This window comes from Caulobacter henricii (assembly GCF_001414055.1).
Lineage (GTDB): Bacteria > Pseudomonadota > Alphaproteobacteria > Caulobacterales > Caulobacteraceae > Caulobacter > Caulobacter henricii.
Window position 1 is genome coordinate 1699954 of the sequence record NZ_CP013002.1, and the last position, 20803, is coordinate 1720756.

At 65.9% G+C, this 20803-nt stretch carries 16 protein-coding genes; 11 read left to right on the top strand and 5 right to left on the bottom strand.

From position 1 onward, the window contains the following. Positions 1-19: 19 nt before the first annotated feature. Positions 20-961: an alpha-E domain-containing protein gene (locus AQ619_RS07855; RefSeq protein WP_062146115.1), complete on the bottom strand. Its 942-nt coding sequence runs from the start codon at positions 959-961 to the stop codon at positions 20-22. Then, positions 958-2472, bottom strand: a complete 1515-nt coding sequence (locus AQ619_RS07860; protein ID WP_062146117.1) for a circularly permuted type 2 ATP-grasp protein — start codon at positions 2470-2472, stop codon at positions 958-960. The genes AQ619_RS07855 and AQ619_RS07860 overlap by 4 nt, the downstream gene beginning before the upstream one ends. 253 nt (positions 2473-2725) lie before the next feature. Between AQ619_RS07860 and AQ619_RS07865 the strand changes: the two genes are divergently transcribed. The 7 genes from AQ619_RS07865 (at position 2726) to AQ619_RS07895 (ending at position 14304) form a co-directional block, all read left to right on the top strand. Then, positions 2726-4507: an autotransporter assembly complex protein TamA gene (locus AQ619_RS07865; protein WP_465251374.1), complete on the top strand. Its 1782-nt coding sequence runs from the start codon at positions 2726-2728 to the stop codon at positions 4505-4507. An 86-nt stretch (positions 4508-4593) separates the two neighbouring features. Continuing rightward, positions 4594-8676: a translocation/assembly module TamB domain-containing protein gene (locus AQ619_RS07870; RefSeq protein ID WP_062151412.1), complete on the top strand. Its 4083-nt coding sequence runs from the start codon at positions 4594-4596 to the stop codon at positions 8674-8676. Between the two features lie 102 nt (positions 8677-8778). Next, the gene (locus tag AQ619_RS07875; RefSeq protein ID WP_062146121.1) at positions 8779-10023 is read left to right on the top strand and encodes a hydrolase; all 1245 of its coding nucleotides are present in this window, start codon (positions 8779-8781) and stop codon (positions 10021-10023) included. After that, complete coding sequence (locus AQ619_RS07880) at positions 10024-11028, top strand: arginine N-succinyltransferase (RefSeq protein WP_062146123.1); 1005 nt, start codon at positions 10024-10026, stop codon at positions 11026-11028. It begins immediately after the preceding gene. Further along, on the top strand, positions 11025-12479 hold the full coding sequence (astD, locus tag AQ619_RS07885; RefSeq protein WP_062146125.1) for a succinylglutamate-semialdehyde dehydrogenase: 1455 nt from the start codon (positions 11025-11027) through the stop codon (positions 12477-12479). The genes AQ619_RS07880 and astD overlap by 4 nt, the downstream gene beginning before the upstream one ends. Then, the gene (gene astB, locus AQ619_RS07890) at positions 12476-13816 is read left to right on the top strand and encodes an N-succinylarginine dihydrolase (protein ID WP_062146128.1); all 1341 of its coding nucleotides are present in this window, start codon (positions 12476-12478) and stop codon (positions 13814-13816) included. Before astD ends, astB begins: the two co-directional genes overlap by 4 nt. After that, complete coding sequence (locus tag AQ619_RS07895) at positions 13813-14304, top strand: GNAT family N-acetyltransferase (RefSeq protein ID WP_062146130.1); 492 nt, start codon at positions 13813-13815, stop codon at positions 14302-14304. The genes astB and AQ619_RS07895 overlap by 4 nt, the downstream gene beginning before the upstream one ends. Here AQ619_RS07895 and AQ619_RS07900 read toward each other — a convergent pair. Continuing rightward, complete coding sequence (locus AQ619_RS07900; RefSeq protein WP_236849551.1) at positions 14301-15122, bottom strand: LytTR family DNA-binding domain-containing protein; 822 nt, start codon at positions 15120-15122, stop codon at positions 14301-14303. The genes AQ619_RS07895 and AQ619_RS07900 overlap by 4 nt on opposite strands. A 111-nt stretch (positions 15123-15233) precedes the next feature. Between AQ619_RS07900 and AQ619_RS07905 the strand changes: the two genes are divergently transcribed. Continuing rightward, complete coding sequence (locus AQ619_RS07905) at positions 15234-16457, top strand: acyltransferase family protein (RefSeq protein ID WP_062146133.1); 1224 nt, start codon at positions 15234-15236, stop codon at positions 16455-16457. Here AQ619_RS07905 and phhA read toward each other — a convergent pair. Together phhA and hspQ are read right to left on the bottom strand one after the other, a co-directional pair. Further along, positions 16415-17296: a phenylalanine 4-monooxygenase gene (gene phhA, locus AQ619_RS07910; protein WP_062146135.1), complete on the bottom strand. Its 882-nt coding sequence runs from the start codon at positions 17294-17296 to the stop codon at positions 16415-16417. The two genes, AQ619_RS07905 and phhA, sit on opposite strands and share 43 nt — an antisense overlap. Before the next feature lie 80 nt (positions 17297-17376). Then, positions 17377-17706, bottom strand: coding sequence for a heat shock protein HspQ (gene hspQ / locus AQ619_RS07915; protein WP_062146137.1), 330 nt, complete (start codon positions 17704-17706; stop codon positions 17377-17379). Between the two features lie 153 nt (positions 17707-17859). Between hspQ and AQ619_RS07920 the strand changes: the two genes are divergently transcribed. From AQ619_RS07920 to AQ619_RS07930, 3 genes are read left to right on the top strand one after another with little or no spacing between them, the layout of a single operon-like run. Beyond that, positions 17860-18987, top strand: coding sequence for a Ppx/GppA phosphatase family protein (locus tag AQ619_RS07920; RefSeq protein WP_062146139.1), 1128 nt, complete (start codon positions 17860-17862; stop codon positions 18985-18987). Beyond that, on the top strand, positions 18984-19694 hold the full coding sequence (locus tag AQ619_RS07925) for an RlmE family RNA methyltransferase (protein ID WP_062146140.1): 711 nt from the start codon (positions 18984-18986) through the stop codon (positions 19692-19694). The genes AQ619_RS07920 and AQ619_RS07925 overlap by 4 nt, the downstream gene beginning before the upstream one ends. A 14-nt stretch (positions 19695-19708) precedes the next feature. Next, positions 19709-20755: a potassium channel family protein gene (locus tag AQ619_RS07930; RefSeq protein ID WP_062146142.1), complete on the top strand. Its 1047-nt coding sequence runs from the start codon at positions 19709-19711 to the stop codon at positions 20753-20755. The last annotated feature ends 48 nt before the right edge of the window (positions 20756-20803 follow it).

Sequence of the window (20803 nt, forward strand, 5' to 3'; positions counted from 1 at the left end):
CGAGCGGACGCGTGTGGTCCTAGGCCGGAAGACGCATCTCAAGGGGATAGGCGACAAAGGTCTCGTAGATCGCTTCGTGGATTCTGGCGCACTCGTTGACCACGGAGGTCAGCAAGGCTCCGGCACCCTGGTTCTCGAGCTCATTGATGTCGGCAAATTGCAGTCGGGCTTTCAGACGCCCGGCAATCCGCTCGGGTCCGGCACCTTCGCTGGCCGACCGCCGCGCGAGAACGCTGAGATTGGCCTCGATCTGCGATGTGGCGAAGCGGATCGAGCGCGGGAAGTCTTCATCGAAGACCAGGAATTCGAGGATGTGGCGCGGCTCGATCTCGGCCGTATAGACCCGCAGATAGGGTTCCAGCGCACAGGCCATACGCAGCAGGCTGACCAGGGCGATATGGTCATTGATCTGGCGGCCGGGTGTTTCGGCGAAGCAGACCTCCAGCAGGCGGGACACCAGCTGGGCCCGCTCCAGATACATGCCGAGCATCATGAACCGCCAGCTTTCCCCGTGGCTCATGGTGGTATCGGCGGCCCCCTTGAACAGGTGGAGGTCGGCGATGATGTCCTGGAGAAAGGTGGTTGAGCCTTCGGCGAAATCGCGGCGCGCGTTTTCGTCGGTGACCTTCAGATAGAGCAGGTTCAGCCGTTCCCAGGTCTCGGTCGTGATCTGGTCGCGGACCTGCCGGGCGTTCTCGCGGGCGCGGGCTAGGGAGGACACCACCGAATTGGGATCCGAGCGGTCCAGGGCCAGGGCCTCAGCCGCTTCGAACGAGCCGACGGCGCTGCTCACGTCCGGCTCGCCGACAGCAGAGAGGGCGATCCACACGGCCTGGACGCCAGAATCGGTCTGGTCCAGCGTGGCGTTCAGCATCACGCTGGACAGCCGCGACAGGTGTTCGGCGCGTTCAATATAGCGGCCCAGCCAGTAGAGGCTGTCGGCGACGCGAGCGAGCATCATGGGCGGGCTCCTCCGAGGCCGTTGGCGTGATGGTCCTCGGCCAGGACCCAGGTGTCCTTGGAGCCGCCACCCTGGCTGGAATTGACCACCAGAGAGCCGCGTTTCAGCGCGACACGGGTCAGGGCGCCCGGCGTGACGATGGTCTTCTCGCCCGAAAGGATGAAGGGCCGCAGATCAACATGGCGGGGCTCGATACGACCATCCACAAGACAGGGTGCCGTCGACAGCTGGATGGTTGGCTGTGCGATGTAGTTTTCCGGATCGGCCTTGATGGCCAGGGCAAAGTCGTCACGCTCCTTCTGCGAGGCATGCGGTCCCACCAGCATGCCATAGCCGCCGGAGGCCCCGACCGCCTTGACGACCAGCTTGTCCAGGTTGGCCAGAACGAAACTCAGCTGTGCGGGCTCGCGGCACAGATAGGTCTCGATGTTCGGCAGGATGGCGTCCTCGCCGAGATAGTAGCGGATGATTTCGGGGACATAGGCATAGACCGCCTTGTCGTCGGCGACTCCGGTGCCGGGGGCGTTGCAGATGACCACATTGCCGGCGCGATAGGCATTGAACAGGCCTGCAGCACCCAGTGACGAGTTCCGGCGGAAGGTCAGGGGATCGATATAGTCGTCATCGACCCGCCGATAGATCACGTCCACCCGGCGAATGCCGGTGGTCGTGCGCATGTAGACCATGTTGTCGTGGACCACGAGATCGCGGCCCTCGACCAGCGGCACCCCCATCAGGCGGGCAAGATAGGCGTGCTCGTAATAGGCCGAGTTGTAGACACCCGGCGTCAGGACCACGACCTGGGGATTGGGCCGCCATTCGGGGCTCATGCTTTTCAGGGTCGCCAGCAACAGATCGGGATAGCGCTCGACGGGCCGCACGCCGGCAGCCCGATAGGTCCCCGGAAAGGTCCGCTTGGCCGCGTCGCGGTTGGCCAGCATGTAGGACACGCCGGACGGCACCCGCAGATTGTCCTCCAGCACGGCAAACTGTCCGTCCTGGCAGCGGATCAGGTCGCTGCCGCAGACATTGGCATAGGCCTTATGGGGCACGAAGATGTGCTGCATCTCGCGCCGGTAGGAGGGCGCGCCCAGGACCAGTTCGCGCGGCACCACGCCGTCCATGAGGATCTGCTGTTCGCCATAGATGTCGGCCAGGAACAGGTTCAGGGCCAGAAGGCGCTGGGTCAGACCGGCTTCAATCTTGGCCCATTCCTGGGCCGGGATGATGCGGGGGAAGAGGTCGGTCGGAATAATCCGCTCGGTCGTGGTCTCGCCGCCGCCATAGACCGTGAAGGTGATGCCCTGCAGCAGGAAAGACCGCTCCAGGGTCTGCTGCCGCCCCGCGAGTTCTGCCCCGCCCAGCGTGGACATACGCGCATGCAGAGGGTCGTAGTGCGGACGTACAGCGCCACCGGGCGCGAACATCTCGTCATAGGCGACACCAGGCAGGTAGGCCGCCTCGTTCAGGGGAAGGGCTGGTGCTTCCAGGTCTTGAGTTTTCGCCGCCACGCCTTGATCCACGCTGTTTGCCTTGGGCTCCGCCGAGTCTGACGTGCCGTGTCCAACCCTAGAACGTCACGGCGTCTGACGTCGGCGAATTTCGCCGTCGCCGCGCCTTTGCGCATGACTGCCTAACATTTGGGCGCCATTTGGTCGGTGAGGGAAGGAGCCACCGTCCGGGCCGCTGCATTTCCAACGGTGACAGCGGCGAGGTCGGCGACTACAGGGGAGCGGGGGCGCTCCGCGCGGGGAATACGGCTTGGTGCGTAGACGATTGGCCCTCGGGATCGCGACGGCAGCCTGGCTGCTGGCCGGCGCCGCATGGGCTGACGAGCCTTCGGCCACGATCACCGGGGTAGAAGACAAGACTCTGCGCGACGCGATCCTGCGCGTGCTCTCGACCTCAAAGGCTGCGCCGCAAAGCCGCGCTGAAGCACGTCGTCGTGCCCGCGACGCCGGCGACGACGTCGTCGCAGTGCTTCGGGCTGAGGGCTACTACGCCTATGCCGTCGAACCCGACATCACCGAGGACGAGGTGCCACGCGGTGTGGTCAAGGTGAACCCGGGGCCGGTCTTTGTTCTCGCCGAACCGAAGATCATCTGGCAGGGGGCCCCACCCGAGGATGGGGTCAACAAGAGCGCGCTTGCGGCTATGCGTCTGACCCCGGGCGACCCTGGCCGCGCGGCCGCCATCCTTGGGGCTGAAGGGCGGGTCATCGCCCAGGTGCAGCAGCTGGGTTATGCCGACGCCGCGGCCGAACCGCGGGAAGTCATTGTCGACCATGCGGACCATACGGTTCGCCCCACCTTCAATATCGTGGCGGGCGAACTGACCCGGCTTGAGGGCGTGGAGGTGGTGACCAAGGGCCGCAGCAATCCGGATTGGGTCGCCCAGTTGGTCCCCTGGCAGGCGGGCGACGTCTATGATCCGGAGCATGTTGCCGAACTGGAGCGCCGCCTCAGGGATACCGCCGTCTATGACTCGGTGTCGGTATCCCTCGCGCCGCGCGACAAGGTCCGGCCAGGCGGGCTCAGGCCGGTGGTGGTCAATCTGACCGATCGTCCTGAACGGACGGTCGAACTGGGCGCGGGTTATTCGACCAGCGAAGGGCCGGGCGTGGATGCCCGCTTGATCCGCTACAACCGCCTGCAGCGGGCGGACACCACCACCTACACGGTCCGGCTGGCCAAGCTGGAAAAACGGGTCGGCGGCGAAGTGGCCCTGCCGCACTGGCGTCGGCCGCAGCAGACCCTGAAGCTGAACGGTGCCGTCTTCAAGGAAACGACGGACGCCTATGACGAAACCGGCGCGACGATCAGCGCGGACCTGACCCGGCGACGCAAGACCACGTCCTATCGAACCCTGGGGGTGGCGCTGGACCTGGCCCAGTCGCAACAACTGGTGACCTCAAACGGTGCCGCCGTGCGGGAGACTCTGAACCTCGCGACCCTGACCACCCTGGGTGCCGTGGCCTGGGACCAGTCGGACAGTATCCTGGATCCGACCCGGGGGTGGCGCTTTGAGGCCCGGGCCGAACCGACAACCAGCTTTGGCGATACGACCCTGGCCTATCTGAAGGCCCAGGTGCAGGGCGCAGCCTACTTTCCCTTCGGCGCGGACGCCGGCACGGTCCTGGCGGCACGGGTCAAGGTGGGGGCCATATTCGGGGCCCTGGTGTCGGAGATACCAGCGTCGCGTCGGCTGTTCTCTGGCGGGGGCGGCTCCGTGCGGGGCTATGCCTACCAGGCCATTGGTCCACGACTGGCCGACAATACTCCGCAGGGCGGCGTATCCCTGGTCGAGACGTCCTTTGAGGTGCGCCATCGGTTCACCGAGCGCTGGGGCGGCGTTGCCTTTGTGGACGCTGGAGCGATCGGGCCGGAGCGCAAGCCCGACACCGAAGACTTTCGGTTCGGTGCCGGAATCGGCGTTCGCTATGATCTGGGCTTTGGTCCCATCCGGGCGGACATCGCGATCCCTCTGGGCAAGCGCTCGGGTGACCCGGCCTTTCAAATCTACATCAGTATCGGGCAGAGCTTTTGACCGAGGTCCGCCCCCAAAACGCCCCTGAAGAACCGCCCGGCGAAGCTCCGGCCGCTCCGGTCCGGAAGCGCGGCGGACCCGGCAGGTTGCTGATCGCCTTGGTGTCGGTCCTGGTCCTGATCGGGGCGGTTCTCGGTGGTCTGCGCTATGGGCCGACCACCCCGCAGGGACGCCTGCTTCTGGAGTCCAGGGTCAGCGGCCTGAAGCTGGGCCGCATCGGCCGACTGACCGTCGAGGGCGTGACAGGCGACATCTGGCGGGACTTTGGTGTGCGCCGCCTCGCGATCCAGGACGACAAGGGCCCCTGGCTGGAAGCCCATGATGTGCGGGTCGTCTGGAGACCATCCGAGCTCCTGACCCGACGCTTTCATGCCGAGCAGATCCAGGCGAGTGATGTGACGGTGCTGCGCCGGCCTATACTCGGCCCTGCAGGCAAGCCCGCACCGGCCCCGGTGTCGGTGGATTTGGACAGGGTCGAGCTTCGGCTGATCACCCGGTCCGCCTTCAGTCGCCAGGCAGGCGATTTCAATGTCGCCGGGTCCTACGAATTTGCACGCATGGGCGGTCAGAAGGGCCGGCTGAGCCTGGCCAGTCGGCTACACAGGGGCGACCGGCTGGACCTGGACTTCGATCTGGGGGGCAAGAACACGCTTCGGCTCAAGGCCGAAGCCGTCGAAGCCGATGGCGGGGCCATAGCCGGGGCCCTGGGTCTGCCGGTCGACCGGGCCTTCGATCTCAAGGCCAAGGCCGAGGGCGCGATGACGCGCGGGGCCTTCAGTCTGACGGCGAGATCGGGGGCAGACATACCCCTCGACGCTACCGGTGCCTGGACGCCTGAAGGCGGCTCAGCGCGGGGGCGGATCGACCTGGGAGCCTCCAGCCTGACCCACCGCCTGGAGGCCATGTTTGGTCCCGAGGCCAGCTTCAGCCTTGAAGGCCGCAAGTCGAAGGGCGGTCTGTTTGATCTGACCACCCGGATCAGGTCCGCGAACCTTGTTCTTGAGTCGCGAGGTCTGGCCGACATCGGCAAGAGGCGCACGGGCCCCGACGGTCTGCCTTTCACGGCGAAGATCGGGTCGCTCAAGACGATTGTTTCGATTCCTGAGATGGGGGCCGGGCAGGTGAAGGGCCGGCTTCGGCTGGAAAAGGGCGGCTTCACCGTCGAGGGGGATGCCGATGTCTCGGACCTGTCCCTGCTGGGCTATCACCTGGAACGCGCCCGCGGCCCGGCTTCGGTGCGATGGTCCAAGGGAGAGTTGACGATCAAGGCCCAGGCCGCCGGACAGGGCGGGGGCGGAACCGGAATCCTGGCGGTGCTCGGGGCAAGCCCCAAGGCCGATTTCGAGGGTGTGCGGCTGAAGAACGGCCCGTTCCTGATCCGCTCGGCCAAGATCACTGCACCCAACCTGGTGGTGACGGGTGAGGGCGATCGAAGCCTTCTGGGGGGGCTGAGCTTCCGGGGGGAGGCGCGTGTCGTCAGTCTTGCACCGGTCCGGGCCGGGGCGCGCGGCAATCTGGCGGCCAAGTGGTCGGCCAGCAGCGCCCAGGGCAGGCCTTGGGCCTTTTCCGTTGATGCCAAAGGTCAGGACTTTGCAGCCGGCCTGGCGGAACTGGATCGCCTGCTGGGCAAGTCGCCGCGCCTCAGCGGTCGGGGGGCGTGGCAGGATGGAGTCCTGACGATCGACAATGCCAAACTTGAGGGGACGGCGGCTGAAGCCCGGACCTCGGGTGCGATGCGACGTGACGGCACTCTGGGCTTCAAGCTGGATTGGACGGCGACGGGGCCGTTCACGGCCGGTCCCGTCGAAGTCACCGGCAAGGCCAAGGGCGATGGCACCGTCGCCGGCACACTGGCCAGGCCAAGGCTGGACCTGACGGCTGATTTTGACTCGATCGATCTTCCGAGACTGCCCCTGACCCAGGCCCATCTCGCCCTAACCTTTGAGCGTACCTCAGACGGCTCCGACGGGGTCGCACGGCTTACGGCCCAGAGTCTCCAGGGACCGGCCCGAGCTGGAGCGGCCTTTCGCTTTGCGGCAGGCGGGCTGGAGCTCACAGACCTTGATCTTGACGCAGGCGGGGCAAAGGCGACCGGCGAGGTTTCATTGCGCGGGCGACGGCCGGCTTCAGCGAATCTGCTGGTGTCGATCGGACCAGGCGCCTACCTGTACCAGGGGCGGGTCGCGGGTTCCGTCCGGATCGTCGAGGGGAGCGACAGTGCCCGCGCGACCCTTGACTTGACCGCCGAGGATATCGCCAGCGGCAACTGGAAACTGCGTACGGCTCGGATCAAGGCCGATGGATCCCTGGGCAATCTGCCCCTGACGGTCGATGCACAGGGCCTGGCTCCCGGCGGGCGCTGGCGGCTGGCGGGAACGGGTGCGCTCGCGCAGTCCGGCGATGACTACACCCTGTCTCTCGACGCTTCCGGACGCATGGGACGGACCGATATCAAGACGCGTGAGACGTCAGTGATGCGCCTTGGGGGCGCTTCGATCCTTTCGAGGCTGCGGCTTCTGATCGGAGACGGCCAGGCCGACCTCGACACCGACATCGGTCCGGAACGCTCCAGTCTCAAGGCGCGTCTGGCCGGCGTCAGTCTCTCGGCCTTCGATCCGGACCTGGCCGGCGACATTGATGGCACGTTCAATCTTTTCGGCCAGGGCGAAACCTTGCTTGGTGAGTTTGAGGCCAGGCTAACCGGCGCGCGGGAACGCGGGTCCAAGATCGAGCAGTCGCTGAACGCCCAGATCCATGGCGATCTGAAGGACCGGGTGCTGACGCTCGTGGCCGAGGGGGCCAATCGTCAGGGCCTCACATCCGAGGCGCGCCTGCAACTGCCGGCCGAAGCCTCGGCCTCGCCGTTGCGACTGGCGATTGATCGTCGCCGGCCCGTCATGGGGTCCTTCAAGGCCCAGGGCGAGATCAAACCCCTATGGGATCTGCTGCTGGGGCCGGAACGGTCGCTGTCCGGCAAGATCGATGCCGAGGGCTCTCTCGGCGGAACCCTGGCCGATCCGCGGCTGGTCGGGCGGGCATCCCTGGATGGCGGCGGCTTTGAAGAGGGGCGTACCGGCCTGCGTCTGCGCAACATTACCCTGCGCATGGCGCTGGCCGACAATGCGATCGACGTAAGCCAGGCGACGGCGGAAGACGGGATAAGCGGTTCCCTGGCCGGCGCGGGACGCATCAGCCTCAACCGCGAAGGCGTCAGCAGCTTCAGGCTCGACCTCAAGGCCTTCCGCCTGATCGACAATGACCTGGCCACCGCCACTGCCACCGGCCAGGCGACCATCAATCGTTCGGCCGACGGCAAGGTCAAGCTGAGCGGAGACCTCGTCATCGATCGGGCCGATGTCTCGGCCCAGAGCAAGACCCCGGCCGGCGTGGTCAATCTGGATGTCATAGAGCGCAATCGTCCGACGGACCTCGACCAGGGCACCCAGCCCCGGCGGGCTAGTCCCGGCGGCGGCATCGCTTTGGATCTCGACCTCAAGGCCCCGCGCCGGGTGTTCGTGAAAGGGCGGGGCCTGGACGTCGAACTATCGCTGGACGCCCATGTCGGCGGGACCTCCTTTGCGCCGAGTCTCGACGGCGTGGCCCGCATGGTGCGTGGCGAGTATGACTTCGCGGGCAAGCGGTTCGAGTTCGACAGTACGGGTGTCGTTACGCTTTCGACCCAGCTGGATCGCATCCGTCTCAACCTCAGCGCCCGGCGTGAGGACACGGCGCTGACCGCCATCGTCAAGATCGCTGGCACGGCCGCCAAGCCGGAAATCACCCTGACCTCGACACCTGAGCTGCCGAGCGATGAAGTGCTCAGCCAGGTGCTCTTCGGGGCCTCGGCCGCCCAGCTGTCGCCGATTGAAGCCGCCCAACTGGCCTCGGCCCTGGCGGCCCTGGCGGGCGGCGGCGGTTTCGATGTGATGGGCAATCTGCGCAGTTTCGCGCGGCTGGATCGCCTGGCCTTCGCCAACAGCGCCACCGGCGTGACAGTGGCGGGCGGCAAGTATGTCACCGACGATGTCTATCTGGAGATCATCGGTGGTGGGCGTGAAGGTCCTGCCGCTCAGGTTGAATGGCGGATCCGTCGGACCCTGTCCCTGGTGTCAAAGATTGGCGGTCAGGGCGACGCAAAGCTTTCCGTTCGCTGGCGAAAGGACTATTAGGGGCGCAAGGCTGTTGCGCGGGCGCCCGTTTACCTCGTCTGAGGAAGCACGATTTACCCGCGGCCCTTGGTTTATTGTGACTGGGGGAGGACCGGCATGCCTATGCGACTCGAGAACCATGAACGCGTTGTTCTGGAGGCTCTGGCCTCGGATGGCGCGCGAATTATCGACCGGGCTGTGGACTGGTGCGCGATAAACTCCGGTAGCCTGCATCTGGCCGGCCTCGAGCGCCAAAGGCAGATTTTGCTCGAAACCGTGGCGACGCTGCCTGGCGCGCCGACCGAGATTCCGCTCGCGGCATCCGAGGTGATTGGCGCGGACGGTCGCGTGGGCCAGCAGCAGCACACGCCGGCCATTGCCGTGGTCGTGCGCCCGGAGGCCCCGGTCCAGGTGGTTCTGACGGGCCACTATGACACCGTCTATCCGGAGACGAGCCGTTTCCAGGCGGTGACCACACGGGCTGATGGCGCTCTGCACGGGCCGGGGATCGCCGACATGAAGGGCGGCATCAGCGTCATGCTGGCGGCGCTGGAGGCTTTTGAGCGGCATCCTGATGCGGGCCGGGTCGGCTATCGCGTCCTGCTGTCGCCGGATGAAGAGATCGGCTCCGTCGCGTCCGGTCCCGTCCTGGCCGAGTTTGCCAGGCTGGGTCATGTCGGCCTGACCTATGAACCGGCCCTGGCCGATGGCTCCCTGGCGTCATCACGCAAAGGGTCCGGCAATTTCCACATCGTCGTGCATGGCAAGGCAGCCCATGCCGGCCGCGACTTCGCTGCGGGGCGCAACGCCGTGATCGGTGCGGCCCGCATTGCCGAGGCCTTGCACGGACTGAACGGCCAGCGCGACGGTGTGACCGTCAATGTCGCCCGGATCGATGGCGGCGCGCCGCTGAACATGGTGCCGGATGTGGCGATCGCCCGGTTCAATGTCCGGTTCCCCGATGCCGAGGGTGCCGCCTGGTTCGAGGCGCAGGTTGCCCGGATCGTCGCGGAGCCACGCGAGGGGCTGCATGTCCACCTGCACGGCCTGATCACCCGCGGGGCCAAGCCGTTCAACGCGGCCCAGCAACAGCTGTTCGGTGCCGTCAAGGAGGCCGGGGCCCTGCTCGGCCAGGACATCGCCTGGAAGCCGTCCGGCGGGGTCTGTGAGGGCAACAACCTATTCGCCTCGGGCCTGCCCAATGTCGACACCTTGGGGGTGCGCGGCGGCGACATCCACAGCGAGGCCGAACACGCCTGGCCCGAAAGCTTTGTCGAGCGCGCCCAGCTCTCGGCCCTGATCCTGATGAAACTGGCCAGCGGCGAGATCGACGGACGGTCGATCCGCGCGTCCATGGAGAACCTTTGAATGTTAGTCGTCCGCCCCGCCGGCCCGACCGATTTTGACGCCCTGATGGAATTGGCCCTGCTGTCGGGCCGTGGCTTCACCAGCCTGCCCGAGGACGAGCAGACCCTGCGCGCCCGACTGGACCTGTCGGCGGCTAGCTTCAAGGCTGAGGTTGCCGCGCCCGAGGCCTGGTACACCCTGATGCTGGAAGACCTCGAGGCCGGGGACGTGATCGGCGTCGCTGGTGTCAAGGCGGGCGTCGGTCTGAAGCGACCGCATTTCTCGTTCCGGGTCGTCACCCTGGCCCAGTCCTCACCGACCCTGGACAAGCGCTTCGATCACCGCGCCCTGGTGCTGGTCAATGAGTGCGCCGGCTGGTCCGAGGTGGGCTCGCTGTTCCTGAAGCCAGAACGCCGGATGGGCGGGGCCGGGCGGCTTCTGGCCCAGTCGCGCTACATGCTGATCGGGCTGGAGCCGCAGCGCTTTGCCGAGATGATCCTGGCCGAACTGCGCGGCTGGTTCGACGAGGATGGCGGCTGCCCGTTCTGGGATCATGTCGCCAGCAAGTTTTTCCGCCTGGAGTTTGACGAGGCCGACATGATGAGCGCCTCGACCGACGGTCAGTTCATTCTCGACCTCGCACCGCGCCATCCCATCTATGCCGAACTGCTGCCCAAGGAGGCGCGCGAGGTTCTGGGGCGCGTGCATCGCGAGGGCGAGGCCGCTCGGGCCATGCTCGAAACCGAGGGCTTCCGCTTCCAGGGCCTGATCGACATCTTCGATGCCGGGCCCACGGTTGCGGCGCGGCGCGACGACATCAAGACCGTCCGCGAGGCGCGCCGTTTGCGCCTGAAGCTGGGCGAAGATGCCTATGGCGAGGAGGCCTTGGTCTCCTCCAGCGAGATCGGCGGCTTCAGGGCGGTCCGGGCCCCGGTGTTCATTGACGGTGAAACGGCGATCATGGGGCGCGACGCGGCCTCGGCGCTGCGAGTTTCCGAAGGCGACATGGTGCAGGTGAAAGCATGAGTGGCGGCGTGTTTATTGATGGTGTCTGGCGCGCAGGTGCCGGACCGGAAGCAGTTTCCATCGACCCGACCACGGGCGAGACGATCTGGCGGGAAGCGTCGGCGGCACAGGCCGACGTCGCCCTTGCCGTGGCCGCCGCACGCCGCGCCTTTCCGGCCTGGGCCGATCAGCCGCGCGAAGCCCGCATCGCGATCCTGCGCCGCTACAAGGAGATCCTGGTCGAGCGCACACCGGCCTTCGCCGAGGCCATGAGCCGCGAGACCGGCAAGGCCCTGTGGGAGACACGGGTGGAGCTGGCCTCGATGGCCGGCAAGGTCGACCTGTCGATCAGGGCCTATGACGAACGCACGGGCGGCGTCGAAAACGCCATGCCATTCGGGCGCGCTGTTCTGCGCCATCGCGCCCACGGCGTCATGGCGGTGCTGGGGCCGTTCAACTTCCCAGGTCACCTGCCCAATGGCCACATCGTGCCGGCCCTGCTGGCCGGCGACACGGTGGTATTCAAGCCGTCCGAGGAAACGCCGCTGGTCGGTCAGTTGCTGGTTGAGGCCCTCGAGGCAGCCGGCATTCCGTCCGGCGTGATCAATCTTGTCCAGGGTGGGCGCGACACCGGCCAGGCCCTGATCGCCGAAGAGATCGACGGCCTGCTGTTCACCGGCTCGGCCCAGGCGGGTGCCTTCTTCCGGCGGTACTTCGCGGATCGCCCCGACGTGATCCTGGCCCTCGAGCTGGGCGGCAACAATCCCCTGGTGGTCTGGGACGCCGGCGACGCCGAGGCCGTAGCGGCCTTGGTCGTGCAGTCGGCTTTCATCACCACCGGTCAGCGCTGTTCCTGCGCCCGGCGCCTGATCGTGTCGGATGACGCGGCGGGCAGGGCGGTGATCGAGGCCGTTGCAGCCCTGTCGGATCGCCTGACGGCCGGACCCTGGAACGGTCCAAGCGAGCCCTTCATGGGGCCCCTGATCTCGGCGCGGGCCGCAGCCCTGGCCAAGGCCGGCGCGGACGCCCTGGGCGGTCAGCGCATTCGGACCCTGGGAGGTCTGGACGGTCTCAGCGACGCCTTCGTGTCCCCGGGCTTTGTCGATGTCACCGGCGTCGATGTGGCGGACGAAGAGCTGTTTGCGCCCCTGCTGCAGGTGCGCCGGGTCGGCAGCTTCGAGGAGGCCATCGCGGCGGCCAATGCCACCCGCTACGGTTTGTCGGCTGGACTTATCTCCAATCAGTCAGGGCTTTGGGACAAGTTCCTCAACCGGATCCGCGCGGGCGTCGTCAACTGGAACCGGCCGACGACGGGTGCCGCAGGCAGCATGCCGTTCGGGGGTCTCGGGGCCTCCGGCAACCACCGTCCCAGCGCCTATTATGCCGCCGACTATTGCGCCTATCCGGTGGCCAGTTTTGAAGCGGATGCAGTCCTAAATACATTTTGTGATATCAAGGGTTTGCGAGCATGACTTCGGCAGTTGAAGCCAATTGCGACGGTCTGGTCGGGCCGACCCATTCCTATGTTGGCCTGTCACCGGGAAATCTCGCCAGCCAGAAGAATGCCGGCGAGGTCTCCAATCCCCGCGGTGCGGCGCTCGAAGGTCTTGGCAAGATGCGCAAGCTCGCCGACTGGGGCGTGCCGCAGTTCGCCCTGCCTCCACATGAGCGTCCGAACCTAAGCCTATTGAAGGCGTTGGGTTTTTCCGGATCGGATGGCACCGTGCTCGAGCGGGCCTGGAAGGAGGCTCCGGCCCTGGCCTCCGCCGCCTGTTCGGCCTCGCCGATGTGGGCTGCCAATGCCGCCACCGTAACGCCCAGCGCTGACGCGGCGGACGGACGGGTTCATTTCACCCCCGCCAATCTGCTGACCAATCTGCATCGGAGCCTGGAGGGCCCGCAGACTACGCGCAGCCTGCGGCGGCTGTTTGCGGACGAGTCGAGGTTCGCCGTGCATGATCCGTTGCCGGCCCAGCCCCATTTTGCCGATGAAGGCGCGGCCAACCATGTGCGCCTGTGTGCGGAGCATGGCGCGCCGGGCGTCAACATGTTCGTCTGGGGTCGTGAGGCTTGGGAACACTGGGATGGCCGTTACCCGGCCCGCCAGACCCGCGAGGCCTTTGAGGCGGTTGAACGTCGCCACGGCGCGGCACGGGCGATCTTCCCGCGTCAGGGCAAGGCGGCGATCAATGGCGGGGCGTTCCATAACGACGTCGTCTGTGTCGGCACCCGCGAATGCCTGTTTTTCCACGAGAGCGCCTTCGAGGACCGCAACGCCATGATCGCGTCGGTCCGTCGGGCGGCGGACGGACTGTTCGAGCCGGCCTTTGTCGAGATCTCGGAAGCCGATCTGCCGATGGCGGACCTGGTGGCCAGCTACCTGTTCAATTCGCAGCTGCTGGTCATTCCCGGCGAGGATCGGCTGGTCCTGCTGGCCCCGGCCGAGACCCGCGACAATCCTCGCGCCCATGCCGTGGCTGAAAGCCTTGCCGCCTCCAATGGTCCGATCGGACGCGTCGACTATGTCGATGTGCGCCAGAGCATGCGCAATGGCGGCGGACCGGCCTGTCTGCGCCTGCGGGTCGTGCTGACCGAGGGCGAGCTGGCGGCGGCCAATCCGGCTCAGAGGTTCGATGCTGCCCTGCATGACCGCCTGGCGGACTGGGTCGAGCGTCGCTATCGCGACCGCCTGGTGCCGGGCGATCTGGCCGATCCTCTGCGACTCACTGAGGTCCGTGAAGCCCTGGACGAACTGACCGTCATCCTCGACCTGGGCAGTGACTTCTATCCGTTCCAGAGGGGCGCATGAGCTATACTATCCGGCCTGCCGGTCCGGAGGACATCACCGCCCTGATCGCCCTGCACAAGGCTGCGGCGGCCGTTCCGGACGGGCTGGCCCGCCGGCCGGACGAGATCACCCAAGCCTATGTGGAACGCTGCATCGCCGGGATCAGTTTCGTCGCCGTCGGGCCAGACGGCACGATCTGGGGCGAGATCCATGCGGCGCGCGAGACGGTGGCTCTGTTCTCGCATGTGCTGTCGAGCCTGACGGTCGCGGTTCATCCTGACCGTCAGGGGCGGGGGATTGGGTCCAGGCTGTTCGAGGCCCTGATTGCCCATGCCCGGTCGATGCAGCCGCCGATCCTGCGGATCGAACTGGCCGCCGGGGCGGGCAATCCAGGCGCGATCCGTCTGTACGAGCGACTGGGCTTCCAGCACGAGGGGCGTCAGGTGGCGCGTGGTCGCTATCCGGATGGCCGTCTCGAAGACGACATCCTGATGGGTCTGCTGCTCTAACGTCGGAGGCGCGCGAGGGCCTCGGGAAAGCGCCGTGATAGCGGTGCCTCCTGACTGCCGAGTTCGACGGCATAGTCGCCTGACCCTTCTGGACGTAGCCCGGTCACCCTGGCCTTGTTGATCAGCCAGGAGCGATGGCTGCGGACAAAGCCGTGTTCGGCCAGCTCTGTCTCGATCGTTGCCAGCGGGGTGCGCATCAGAGGCCGGCGGCTGTCGACCAGCACGAATTCCACATAGTTGCCGGCCGAGCGGACGGCCAGGATGTCGTCGATGGGCACCCGGACCAGGCGCGTTCCGTCCTGGATGTCGAAGGTCCTGGGCGAGGCCATGGTCTGGGCTGTAGCCGGCTGGTGGCCCTGGCGAAGGGACACCTGGAAGATGAACCAGGCAATGCCATAGGCGACCAGGTCCTTGCGGAACTCGTAGGGGAACTCGCGGGTGAGATCGCCGAAATCATAGTCCTGCTGAAGCAGGAGCAGATAGGCCAGTTTCCGCAGCGCCACGAAGCCCGCCACATGCAGGGCCGAATAGGCCAGGACGGCGACCAGATGGACGGGGACGGCCTGCCACCAGCGCGGCCCGCTGCGATGAGTCCAGAGGGCGACAGCAGCCGGGATCGCGAAGATCGCCAGGGTGACCAGTGCGCTGCTGCCTTCCCACAGGATGGGAAATAGGGGTGGCAGATCCGGATCATCGTGGCGGATCGTCAGGATGTTGACGACGCAGATGGTGGCGATCAGGCCGATGCCCAGCAGCCAGGCCCGCGCGATCGCACGCCGCTCGTCGCCGCTCATCCCGAAAAGCGCGCCGGTCGTCACGGCCGGTTTTCCGCTCGTCCCCGACGGGGCCCGCCGATCCCCGCGCTCTTGGCGGGCCTGGAGGGCTCGAGGCACGACCTTCGCATCCCTTTTCAAGCCGGGTGCCTCTTCATGACCACGACGACATCTTCCTTCGACCGCCGCTACGACCTGGACTGGATCCGGGTCGGCGCGTTCTTCCTGCTCATTCTGTATCACGTCGGCATGTTCTATGTGCCCTGGGACTGGCACGTGAAGAGCCCGTATCCGGTCGAGGCTCTTGAGCCCCTGATGCAACTGACCAATCCCTGGCGACTGACCCTGCTGTTTCTGGTGTCCGGGGCGGCGACCCGGTTCATGGCCGACAAGGTCAGTCTCGGCCAACTGACGGCGGCACGCGTCGCGAGACTGCTTCCGCCGCTCGTCTTCGCCATGTTCGTAATCGTCCCGCCCCAGAGCTATTACCAGGTCATCGAATATGCGGCCGCTCATCCCGGCTGGGCCACGGGGTTCGAGTCCTATGGCGAGTTCTGGCTGAAGTACACCACAGCTTCGGGCCAATGGTGTGGCCCCGATGAGGGCAAATGCCTTGTCACCCCGACCTGGAACCACATGTGGTTCGTGGCCTATCTGCTTGTTTATTCGTTGGTCCTGGCTCTGCTGTTGAGGATCAGTCCCAGGCTGGGAGATCGGCTGCAAGCCGGTCTGGAGCGGGTGCTTAAGGGGATAGGGCTGTTGATCTGGCCCGTAGTCTACCTGGCCCTGACCCGCATCGTGCTCTTGCCGCTGTTCGAGATCAGTCATGCCCTGACCGATGACTGGTACAATCACGCCGTGTCATTCGCGGCCTTCCTTCTGGGCTTTGGGCTGGCCAAGTCCGAGGTTCTGCGCGGTCGCCTGGTCAGTGTGCGCTGGACGGCCCTTGCCTTGGCCCTGGTCTGTTGGGCGGGATGGGCGAGCTATGCATGGGTCTATCGCGCTGATGACGCCAACCCGCCCGAGGCCCTGCGACTGGTGATGCGTTGCGTCTATGCCACCGACCAGTGGTGCGCGATCGCGGCCATCCTGGGCTTTGGGGCCAAGCACCTGAACCGTGATGCGCCGGTCCTTCGCTACCTGACTCTGGCGGTCTTCCCGCTCTACATTGTCCACCAGACCCTGATCGTGGTCCTGGCGCATCACCTTGCGGCCTTGGGACTTCCCCAGGGCCAGGAGGCCGGCCTGCTGGTGGTCGCCACCTTTGCCGGTTGTTTCGGTTGCTATGAGGTCGTCCGCCGCATTCCGATCGTGCGGTGGCTGTTTGGCCTGAAGTCTCAGCCCCGGTCAGTCGCTAGCCGTCCGCCGCCAAGCGCATAGGCCTGGGTCCCGCAGGTGAACACGGTGTCGCCGGGCAGGATCTGCGCGATACCGATGTCGCTGGCGACGGCCAGACGATCATAGAGCGACCCGAAATCCCGGAGGGTGACGTCCTGCAGTGTCTGGATGGAGTCGATGACGAAATAGGCCTGCTGGAAGTCGTCGATCCGGTAGGGCGTGCGCATCACCCGCTCGAGATCGAACCCGATGCGGTTGGGGGACGGATCGTCCAGGGCGAACAGCGACTCCGACCGCGACGAGACAATGCCCGCGCCATAGATGCGTAGACCCTGCGGCGTCTGCATCAGGCCGAACTCGACCGTGTACCAGTAAAGGCGCGCGAGGTGGGCCAGATGGCCCAGGTCGAGGGCTCTCTGGCCGCCCTGTCCATAGGCCTGCATGTAGTCGGCGAAGACCGGATCGGTCAGCATCGGCACGTGCCCGAACACATCGTGGAAGATGTCGGGTTCTTGCAGATAGTCGAGTTCATCGGGCTTGCGGATGAACTGGCCCGCCGGGAATCGGCGATGGGCCAGATGGTCGAAGAAGACGTCGTCGGGCACCAGGCCTGGCACCGCGACCACGCTCCAGCCGGTCAGGCGTTGCAGTTCGTCATTGATCCGGGCGAAATCGGGGATGCCGGAACGGTGCAGGTCCAGGGCGTCGAGACCGCGCAGAAAGGCATCGCAGGCCCGGCCAGGCAGCATGGCTGTCTGGCGTTCATAGAGGGTGATCCAGACCTCGTGCTCGGCCTGGGAATAGCGATCCCAGCCCTGATCGATGGTCCAGTCCGCCCGGGCTCCGGGCGGCGGTGAGGGGGAAAAACCGTCAGCGCTCATGCGATGACGCTACGCCCCGCATGCCGCAAATATCGTTCGGAATCTGCCTCGGGATCCGAAAATTCGGACGAATTTTGCGTCTAGTGGGATATCCGGGGACGAAGCTTGTAGGCACCGTGATCGAAGGACTCGAAGATCACCGCCGTCTGCGGATGCTGCACCGGTTCGCCGGTCTCGTCGGCCAGCAGGTTCTGCTCCGACACATAGGCCACATAGGTGTTCTCGTCGTTCTCAGCCAGCAGATGGTAGAAGGGCTGGTCCTTGATGGGCCGGATGTCCTCGGGGATCGACTCCCACCATTCGTCAGTGTTGGCGAAAACCGGATCGACATCGAACACCACGCCCCGGAACGGAAAGATCCGGTGCTTGACCACCTGGCCGATCGCAAACTTGGCGAATCTCGAATTCATGGACCCAACGATAGCAGGACCACCTGACTGAATCCTGAACGCAGAATTCCGCACGCGGAGAACAAGGCTTTCGCCCTGCGCCTGCGTTGCTATGCTTGTCGGCGAAGTGAGGTGTCGTGATTTGCGGCACCTGCAAGACAAGGTGGCAAGACCATGTCGGAGGCGCTGCGTGCGCCCGACGCCCCGAGACCTCCTCGTGAGGAGAACGGGCGGCGTCGGCGGCCGCCGGGCGAGCAGTCGTGCTATGCGGCACTCGACCTTGGCACTAACAACTGTCGCCTGCTGGTGGCGACGCCGTCTCCGCGCGGGTTCCGTGTCGTCGAGGCCTATTCCCGCATCGTGCGTCTGGGCGAAGGCCTGTCTCAGACCGGTCGCCTGTCCGATGCGGCCATGGACCGCTCGATGGCCGCCCTGAAGGTCTGTGCGGAGAAAATTCGTCGGCGCAAGGCAATCAAGATCAAGGCCGTGGCGACCCAGGCCTGCCGGGGTGCGGACAATGGCGCGGCCTTTGTCGCTCGGGTGGCGGAGGAGACCGGCCTGCGCCTGCAGATCATCACACCGCGCGAGGAGGCCCAGCTATCGGTCGCCGGCTGTATGAGCCTGTTCGATCGCCAGTCTGACGCCGCCCTCGTGGTCGATGTCGGCGGCGGTTCGACCGAACTGTCCTGGGTCGATCTGAAAGGTGAGGGGCTTGATGCCAAGCCGCGCCAGTTCGCCGCCTGGAAGCTCCCGATCAAGGCCTGGCTGTCGATCCCGGTGGGGGTGGTGACCCTGGCCGAACGCTTCCCCGAGGGCGAGCGGGCCGATGAGGGCTGGTTCCGGGCCATGGTCGAAGACGTCAAGGCGCGGATTGCAGACTTCCCGCACGCCGAGCCGATGCGCGAAGTTTTCGCCAGCGGGCGGGCCCATCTGGTCGGCACCTCGGGCGCGATCACCAGCCTGGCCGGCCTGCACCTTGGGCTCCAGCGTTATGACCGCACCGTCGTCGACGGCCTGTGGATGGACCGACGAGACTGCGAGATCGCGGCGGACCGATTGCTGAGTCTCACGGCCGCCGAACGGGCCCAGGAGCCTTGCATCGGTGCCGACCGTGCGGACCTTGTCCTGGCCGGTGCGGCGATTCTGCAGGCCGTTCAGGAGCTTTGGCCGTGTTCGCGCGTGCGTGTGGCCGATCGAGGGCTTAGAGAGGGACTTCTGATGTCCCTGATGTCCGAACAGCAGCGTCGCCCGCGTCGGCGACGCCGGGGCGGGGCGTCCAAGTTCAAGCCGGTGTCCGAATGACCGAAGAAGAACCGCCCCGCAAGCGTATGGTCAAGCCGCCCGTCGGCGGGACGGACTCTGGTCGCACCAAGCCGGCGCGCCTGAAAAAGACCTATGGCCGGACCACGTCGCAGCAGGCCTGGCTCGAGCGTCAGATCAATGATCCGTTCTCGGCCAAGGCCCGTGCATTGGGCTACCGCAGCCGCGCGGCCTTCAAGATCAGCGAGATCGACGAGAAGTTCGGCTTCTTCAAGAAGGGGGCTCGGGTCATCGACCTCGGCTGCGCCCCGGGCGGCTGGCTTCAGATCGCGGTCGAGCGCGGTGTGACCCAGCTGGTCGGCGTCGACCTTCTGCCCGTCGATCCGGTCGCGCCGGCCCACATCCTGGAAATGGACTTCACCGACAATGCCTGTCCGCCCAGGCTGATCGAACTGCTGGGGGGTGCGCCGGACGTGGTGCTGTCAGATATGGCCCCCAACACCGTCGGCCACCGTGAGACGGATCACCTTCGTATCGTGGGCCTGATCGAGATGGGGGCCGAGTTCGCCATCGAAGTGCTCAAGCCCGGCGGTGCCTTTGTCGCCAAGGCTTTCCAGGGCGGAGAAACGGCGGACGTCATTGCCCGGCTGAAGAAGAACTTCGATCGGGTCGTCCACTACAAGCCCAAGGCCAGCCGGGCGGACAGCTCCGAGGTCTTCCTGGTCGCAACGGGGTTCCGGGGGCGGTAGTGGGCGGTCGGCGGATGCTGAAGGATCTTCTCTCGCGTCCCCTGCGGAATCTGATCTATGCCGTGCTGTTCGTTCTGGTCGTCGGCGCGCTCTCGACGGCCGCTTACGGCCTAGCGGGATGGAGTCTCGCCGACGCGGCCTATATGGTCACCCTCACCATTTTCACGGTCGGATATGGAGAGGTGAACCCGGTCGACACGGCCTATCTGCGCGCCGTGACCATCGCCACAATGATCTTTGGCTGCACCGGGACCATTGTGGTCACGGGCGCACTCGTCCAGGTCCTGACCCTCAACCAGCTAGAGCAGTTTTTCGGCAAACGCGTGGAAAAAACCATCGAACGGCTGGAAGGCCATATCATCATCTGTGGCTTTGGCCGGATCGGGATGATGCTGGCAAGCGAACTGGCTGCGGCCGGAGCGCCGCTGGTGGTTATCGAGCGCGACGAAGCTCGCGCTCACCAGGCCCTCGATCTCGGGCATCTTTGCCGGCAAGGCGACGCGACTGACGAAGTTTTGCTGAAGGCCGTGCATATCGAGCGCGCCAAGGTGCTGGCCACAGTCCTGGCCGATGACGCCGACAATGTGTTTATCACGCTTTCGGCGCGCAGCCTTAACGCCAACCTGCAGATCATCGCCCGCGGGGAGCGCCCATCAACAGAGGGCAAGCTGCTGCAGGCCGGCGCGGACCGGGTGGTGTTGCCGACCCACATCGGGGCTGAACGGATCGCCGAACTGATCCTTTTTCCTGAAATGGCCCAGATCTTCCGGGGCGGACAGGCCAGCGGTTCGCTCGACCGGGCTCTTGACCGTCTCGGCCTGGATCTCGAAATCCTGGTCGTGCCGCAGGATGTCGCCCACGGCACTTTGACGGTCGGCGAGATCGAGCGCCGTGCCCGCAGCGCCTTCCTGCTGCAGATCAATCGCCCGAACGGAACTGTCGTCACGAGGCCTCTCGCTGACCATATCGTCGAGCCGGGTGACGGTTTGGTGTTGCTATCCAAGCTTGGACGGAGCGCATTGGACTGTCTCTTCGAGGACGGGCCTGTAGCCACGGCCTAGATCGGGTTCGCGAAGTGTCTTGAGCGCCTCGACAAACCCAAGCCTCGC